Here is a 6,901-nt window from a genome sequence, read left to right as displayed (position 1 = left end):
TCCCACAACCCCACCCCGAGGAACTCGGCCGGCGCCGCGCCGGTGACGACGAGCGTGCTGAAGACCGCGAACGTCACCAGCCTGAACGGCACCGTCCACCGGAAGAACGGGGTGTAGTTCGCGGCCGCCGCGAGAACGTAATAAACCCCCATGTTCACCGCCGCCATCGACGACGCGGCCATGTAGACGTGCGTGTAGTCGCCGTTCTGGCGCGTCTCCAGCACCTCGAAACCCAGCAGGACCAGCAGAGAGTCCGGGGAGACCAGCCCGAACAACCCCAGGGCGAAGGCCAGGGCGCCGAACACGGCGATCGTCCAGCCGGAAAAAGAACGCGGAAGACGCACAGAAATCCTTCCGAAATGGGGTGTAATCTGCGAGGCGATCTCATCATGCACCCGGAGGTCGCATGCCCCCCACGCGTGGCCGTCCCCTTGCGCTGAAGCTGTTGATCCTGCTGCTCGTCCCGCTGTTGTCCCTGGTCGGGCTGTGGGCGTTCGCGGCCGCGCTGACCGCGGGCGATGGCCTGCGCCTGCGGGAGACCGACAACCTGGTGACGAACCTGGCCGACCCGGCAGAGCAGATCGCGCTCAGGCTGCAGAGCGAACGGCTGGCCTCGATCGAGTTCATGGCCGACCCGCGGCCGAACAAGAACGTCGCGCGGCTGGCCAAGTACCGCACCCAGACCGACAAGGCGGTGGCCGCCTTCCGCAAGCTCGGCCAGGAGCAGCCCGAATCGACTCTGGAACTGTCCGCGCAGCTCGGGCTCCTGTACGGCGCGCTCGACAACCTGCTGCCGGAGATCCGCCGCGGCGTCGAGGCGGCCGACGGCGACCCGCTGTGGGTGATCACCGGGTTCAGCGAGATGGTCGACAACATCTACCGCATGCTCGACGCGCTGGTCCTGATGCCCGATCTGCCGCTGTATCGCCAGGCCAGGGCCGTGACCATGCTGGGCGAGGCCAAGGACCTGCTGTCCAGGGAACGGGCGCTGATCGTGGTGATCCTGGCCAGGGGCCGGGTGGAGCCGCGCGAGCGCGAGGTCTTCACCGGCCTGGTGGCCACCAGGCGGCTGCTGTACTCGCAGGCGCTGACGCACCTCGACGCCGGGCTGCGCGGGCCGTACGAGCGGCTGGCGACCTCGCCCGTCTACCGCGAGTTCGCCGAGGCCGAGGACATGATCGCCGGACAGGGCGCGCTGACCGGACTGCCGGTCACCGCCGCCACCTGGCCCATCGACGGCCAGAACCTGTGGAACGCGGTCGAGCGCAACCAGACCGAGCTGGTGCAGGGCATCGTGCGCCGGGTCACCCCGGCCGCCACCAGCATCATGGTCAAGATCGGCGTGGCCGGCGGCGTGGGCCTGATCGCCGTCGTCGCCTCGATCATGTTGTCGCTGCGCTTCCGCAAGCACCTGGTGACCGAGCTGGCCGCGCTGCGCGACGCCGCCACCGAGCTGGCCGACGTCCGCCTGGCCGGGCTGGTCAGGCGGCTGCGGACGAGCACCGGCCCGCCCGCCCCGGAAGAGGTGGTGGAGCTGCGGGTCAAGACCGACACCACCGAGATCGTGGACATCGTGCAGGCCTTCAACGCGGTGCAGACCACCGCCGTGGAGGCCGCGGTGAGCCAGGCCAAGCTGCGCCACGGGGTCAGCCAGGTCTTCGTGAACCTGGCCAGGCGCAACCAGTCGCTGCTGCACCGCCAGCTCCTCCAGCTCGACGCCATGCAGCGCGGCACGGAGGCGCCCGACACGCTGGCCGACCTGTTCAAGCTGGACCACCTGACCACCCGCATGCGCAGGCACGCGGAGAGCCTGATCATCCTGTCGGACCAGGCGCCGGGCCGCGGCTGGCGCAACCCGGTGCCGATCCACGACGTGCTGCGCGCCGCCGTCGCCGAGGTCGAGGAGTACGCCCGGGTCGAGGTGCTGCAGCCGCCGCAGGTCTCGCTGCTCGGCACGGCGGTCACCGACGTGGCCCACCTGATGGCCGAGCTGGTCGAGAACGCGACGCTGTTCTCGCCACCGCAGACCCGGGTGGACATCAGGAGCACCACCACGCCGCACGGCCTCATGATCGAGATCGAGGACCGCGGGCTCGGCCTGCCCAGGACCGAGCTGGACGAGCTCAACGACCGGCTGGCCGAGATGCCGGAGTTCGACCTGGCGCAGAGCGACAGGCTCGGCCTGTTCGTGGTGGGCAGGCTGGCGGCCAGGCACGACATCAAGGTCACGCTCGGGCCGTCGCCGTACGGCGGGCTGACGGCCATGGTGTCGCTGCCCTCGACCATCCTGGCCGCCCAGCCCGCCCTGAGCGGCCGTTAGGCGGCGCTTACTTCAGGACCTGGAGCGGCGCCTACTTCAGGACCTGGAACAGCGCCTACTCCAGGACCTGGAGCAGCGCCTGCTTCTTGGCCTGCGCCGGCTCGTCGATGCGCTGCAGCTCCTTGCCCGCGCGGTCGAGCACGACCAGGGTGTTGTGCTCGTCGCCGCTGACGCGCGCCACCAGGCGGCCGTCGGCCAGGTAGAACGCGCCCATGAGCGTCCCGGTGACCGGGACGTTCGCCTTCTTGCCCGTGACCATGTCCAGGATCACCGGCTTGAACGCGGTGGGCCAGCTGCCGTCGCCCAGGATGTCGGGGTTGGCGGGGAACTGCACGACCGCGCGGCGTCCGTCGGGCGACAGGCTCTGCACGTGCGTGATCCACTTGACGCCCTTGGCCTTGGCCGCCTTGCGGGTCTTGACGTCGAGCCGGTAGAGGGCGTTGGCCTCGCCGGTGTATCCGGCCAGGTAGCGGCCGTTGGCCGACCAGCTCAGGTGACAGACGCCCTTGGAGACGCCGAGGGTGCGGGCCTTGCCGGTGCCGTCGGCCTTGACGGCCATGATCGTGTCGTTCGCGGCGGCGTAGGCCACCTGCTTGGAGTCCGGCGACCAGACGGGGGTGAGGCAGGGCGTGCCGCCCTGGAGCTTGCGGGCCAGCGTGGTGGTCTTGCCGTCCTGCTTGACCTGGAGCGCGCCGCCGTTGGTGATCCAGGCGGCCTTCTTGCCGTCGGGGGAGGCGGCGAACTGCGGCAGGCTGCCGACCTTGGCGAGCGTGGTCCACTCGCCGCCCTCGTACCGGCTGAGCCGGTTGGCCGTGTCGGCGTAGACGGCGGCGCCCGACAGTTCAGGCGCGGACGCCGGCGCCGCCGCCGGTGCCGCCGACGCCGGAATCGCGGCGGCGGGGGCCACCAGTACGGCGCCGAGCACGGCACCGGCCACATAGCGAATCTTCATGGGAAGCCATAGTGCCGGAAACGCTCAAAGACGCAGGAAAGGCTCGCTGAAGTGAGCGGTCGCGAGAATCGCGCCCTCGGCCCTGAGCGCGTCGAGCACCTCGATCCTGACCCGGGTGGCCTGCTCCCGGTCGTGGTCGTAGGCGTAGCCGAGGCTCGGATCGGCCAGTTGCGCCGGGTGGTGCAGCAGGTCGCCGGTCATGGCCAGCTCGCCCACCCGGACGATCTGGTGCCCGGGCGTGTGACCCGCGGTGAGTTGCACGTGAACGCCCGGCGCGACCTCCTCGCGGCCGTCGACGAGGTGCAGCAGGTCCTTGACGGGGGTGACGACCCGGTCGAGCATCGGGCCGCTCGCCGCGTCGTACTCGGCCCGCTGGAGCACGTATCGCGCGTTCTCGAACGCGGGCCGGCCGCCGGTGACCGCGCCGCTGCCGTGGTCGCTGTGCAGGTGGGTGATGACGACCGTGCCGATCTCGGACGGCGACACCCCCACCGCGGCCAGCTCACCGGTCAGCCTGCCGGGGACCGGCGCCCAGACGGCGGCCGGTGAGTCCGTGTCGCCCACGCCGGTGTCGACGAGCGTGAGATGGCCGGCCTCGTCGCGGAGCAGGTAGCAGTGGAAGTGCAGGATCCACGGCTCGTCAGGCAGGTGCGAGCCGGGGAACAACTCGGCGAGCGGACGGCGGATCGCGGGGCCCATCGGGCCCACGGCGTCGCAGAGAGGCGTCACTTCGACGCCGGACACGGTGCGCGGCTGGTACGGCATCCGCCTAGATTACGGGCGGATCGCCCCGCCTTCCCGGCTGCGCCGTGTCGCCGGGCGGCGGATCAGGCGGCCACGGGGCGGCGCGGGACGAACTCGTTCTCGAGGTCGGCGGCGTAGACGGCGCGGCGGCAGTGGGCGCACCTGTAGATGATCGGGCCCTCGTCGAGCTCGTGCTGACAACGCGGGCAACGGGTGCTGGTGTGCATGTCATCCCCCAAGGAGTGCTTCGTGTCTCTATGGAAACCCCGTCCGATTGCAGGGGTCCTGCATGTCGCTTGACACGGTGCCACTGCACGGGTGGGCGTTCTATGCCATTCGTCACATGAGGTCCGGTAATTCCTGGCAGAACGTTGTCGATTGTGACGGCCGGCAGCCCGCCTACGCCGGGGAAGTCAGCAGAATGAGCCGGGAATAGTCCAAGCGGGCTAGGCGTTGCATGGGTCGGAACGTGTGGTACTTTGCCACTGGCGTCGAGCTTCAGCTCCGCCTGGTTCCATCTCCGCCCCGCCGCGTGTCGCGTGCCGGGCCGGCCGCATCATCACCGCTCGCTTCCGGCGAGACCCGTGTTCGAGGCTCCCGCGCTGCCGCGGGACCCTCCTCTTCTTTCATTTCGCGCCGCCAGGTTCGGCGCACCACCCCCTGAAGGGTTCCCATCATGTCTGTTCACACCATTCCTCAGCAGCGGTCGGCCGCGCAGCTCCGGCCCGTCGCCGGCCTGCTGGACGTACGCGACAAATCCGCATTCATTCGTGCGGAACATCTGCCCGGGCCCGGCGACGTCCGGGTCCCCGTCGAGCGGGTGAGACAACTCGGCCTGCGCCACGGCGACCACGTCGTCGCCACGGTGGCGGGCAACAAGCTGGCCGGCGTGGAGTCGGTCAACGGCGGCACGGACTGGCGCGACCGGCCCGAGTTCGCCGCGCTCACCCCCGTCCATCCCAGCTCGCGCCTGCGTCTCGAGACCGAGTCGCTCAGCACCCGGGTCATCGACCTGTTCGCGCCGATCGGCAAGGGCCAGCGCGGGCTCATCGTGGCCCCGCCCAAGGCGGGCAAGACGATGGTCCTGCAGGCCCTGGCCGCCGCCATCGCCCGCAACCACCCCGAGGTGCACCTGATGGTCCTCCTCGTCGGCGAACGTCCTGAAGAGGTGACCGAGATGCGCGCCTCCATCGCGGGCGAGGTCTTCTCCTCCACCTTCGACCACCCGGACCGCGACCACACCGCGATCGCCGAACTGGCCATCGAGCGCGCCAAGCGCCTGGTGGAGCAGGGGAAGGACGTCGTGGTCCTGCTCGACTCGCTGACCAGGCTGGCGCGGGCGTACAACAACCAGGCGCCGGGCGGCGGGCGCGTGCTGACCGGCGGCATCGACGCCGGCGCGCTCTACCCGCCCAAGCGCTTCTTCGGCGCCGCGCGCGCCATCGAGGCCGGCGGCTCGCTGACCATCCTGGCCACCGCCCTGGTCAACACCGGCTCCCGCATGGACGACAACCTGTACGAGGAGTTCAAGGGCACCGGCAACATGGAGCTCCACCTGACCAGGGACCTGGCTGAACGCCGTCTCTACCCCGCGGTGGACCTCGACGCCTCCGGCACCCGCCGCGAGGAGATCCTGCTCCCCACGGGCGAGCGGCAGGTCGTCTGGCGGCTGCGGCGCATGCTCACCGGGCTGGACCGGCACCAGGGCATGGAGCTCCTGGTCGACAAGCTCCGTGCCACCCCCAGCAACGCCGCCTTCCTCAGGGAGGCCGCGGTCTCCTGACCGGTCCGGCGCGGCGGGAAAATGGTAGGCATGCTGGCTGACGTCGTCGAATACCTGCTCTGCCCCGTCTGCGCGCACGGCGTGCGTCTTGACGACCGGGTGCTGCGCTGCGCCCAGGGGCACGCCTTCGACGTGGCCAAACAGGGATACGTGAGCCTGCTGCCCGGCGATCGCGTGCCGGGCACCGCCGACAGCGCCGAGATGGTCGAGGCCAGGTCCGCGTTCCTGGCGTCCGGGCACTACGCGCCGCTCGCGCGAGCGCTGGCCGAGGCGGTGCACGGGCGGGTGCGGCGAGAGAAACATGAGCGGTATGCGGAAACGAATGACGGCGGCGGTTCCGGGGCGTACCGTGGGGCGGGAGTGGAGTTCGGGTCCCAGCCCGGCCCTCAGTGGCCGGACGGCGGAGGCGAGGCGCGGGCGAAGAGGCCCGTGATCGTCGATGCCGGCACCGGGACCGGTTACTACCTCGCGGCTGTGCTGAATGCGGTCGGTGGCGTCGGGGTCGCGTTCGATGTGTCCAAGCACGCGGTGCGCCGCGCGGCCAGGGCGCACGGGGGCGTCGGGGCGTTCGTGGCCGACGTATGGCGGACGCTGCCGATCGGGAACGCGGTGGCCGACGTGGTGCTGAACGTGTTCGCGCCGAGGAACGGTTCCGAGTTCCTGCGGATCCTGCGACCAGGTGGGGCCGTGGTCGTGGTGACTCCGGCGCGTGAGCACCTGAGCCCGCTGGTGGCGGAGCTCGGACTGCTGTCGGTGGACGAGGAGAAGGAGCGCCGGGTGGCCCGGAGCCTGGAGGGGTTCACGGAGGTGGAACGGCAGTCTGTCTGTTTCGACATGGAGCTCGACGGGCGTGACATCGGCCTGGTGGCGGGCATGGGGCCGAGCGCCTGGCACACGGAGCCCGAGTCACTGCAGGCCCGGATAGCTGCGTACATCGCGGAGAATGTCGCGAAAGGACGGGAAAAGGTAGTGACGCGAGCCGCGTTTCATCTGTCTATCTTCGAGGCGACGGCGTGATCAAGAGCCGTTCCTTGACGGACATGTGCGACTCGTGTTACTGATGGGGCATTTAGTCCGAAATTCCCCCACATTCCCCAGGTAT

Annotated in this window: 7 protein-coding genes; 3 read left to right on the top strand and 4 right to left on the bottom strand. The window is 70.2% G+C overall.

Annotation, left to right across the window (positions count from 1 at the left end; translation table 11 throughout):
• Positions 1-344: hypothetical protein (locus tag HII36_RS10895; protein ID WP_173522989.1), on the bottom strand; the 344-nt coding region annotated here is incomplete at its 3' end.
• A 62-nt stretch (positions 345-406) separates the two neighbouring features.
• On the opposite strand from HII36_RS10895, the gene HII36_RS10890 reads away from it, so the two are divergent.
• Positions 407-2,320, top strand: coding sequence for a sensor histidine kinase (locus tag HII36_RS10890; RefSeq protein ID WP_173522988.1), 1,914 nt, complete (start codon positions 407-409; stop codon positions 2,318-2,320).
• 55 nt (positions 2,321-2,375) lie between these two features.
• On the opposite strand, the gene HII36_RS10885 is transcribed toward HII36_RS10890, so the two are convergent.
• From HII36_RS10885 to HII36_RS10875, 3 genes are all read right to left on the bottom strand, one after another.
• Positions 2,376-3,272, bottom strand: a complete 897-nt coding sequence (locus HII36_RS10885; RefSeq protein WP_173522987.1) for a TolB family protein — start codon at positions 3,270-3,272, stop codon at positions 2,376-2,378.
• 24 nt (positions 3,273-3,296) lie between these two features.
• The gene (locus tag HII36_RS10880) at positions 3,297-4,037 is read right to left on the bottom strand and encodes an MBL fold metallo-hydrolase (protein ID WP_236003370.1); all 741 of its coding nucleotides are present in this window, start codon (positions 4,035-4,037) and stop codon (positions 3,297-3,299) included.
• Positions 4,038-4,099: 62 nt separating this feature from the next.
• Positions 4,100-4,243: a hypothetical protein gene (locus HII36_RS10875; RefSeq protein ID WP_173522986.1), complete on the bottom strand. Its 144-nt coding sequence runs from the start codon at positions 4,241-4,243 to the stop codon at positions 4,100-4,102.
• A gap of 449 nt (positions 4,244-4,692) precedes the next feature.
• Here HII36_RS10875 and rho point away from each other — a divergent pair, with 449 nt between their 5' ends.
• Both rho and HII36_RS10865 read left to right on the top strand, forming a co-directional pair.
• Positions 4,693-5,799: a transcription termination factor Rho gene (rho, locus tag HII36_RS10870; protein WP_173522985.1), complete on the top strand. Its 1,107-nt coding sequence runs from the start codon at positions 4,693-4,695 to the stop codon at positions 5,797-5,799.
• Positions 5,800-5,829: 30 nt separating this feature from the next.
• The gene (locus HII36_RS10865) at positions 5,830-6,816 is read left to right on the top strand and encodes a putative RNA methyltransferase (protein ID WP_173522984.1); all 987 of its coding nucleotides are present in this window, start codon (positions 5,830-5,832) and stop codon (positions 6,814-6,816) included.
• Positions 6,817-6,901: the final 85 nt, after the last annotated feature.

This window comes from Nonomuraea antri (assembly GCF_013283785.1).
In the GTDB taxonomy this organism is placed as follows: domain Bacteria; phylum Actinomycetota; class Actinomycetes; order Streptosporangiales; family Streptosporangiaceae; genus Nonomuraea; species Nonomuraea antri.
The sequence above is the reverse complement of the archived record's forward strand: the minus strand, read 5'-3'. Positions and strand labels throughout refer to the sequence as shown.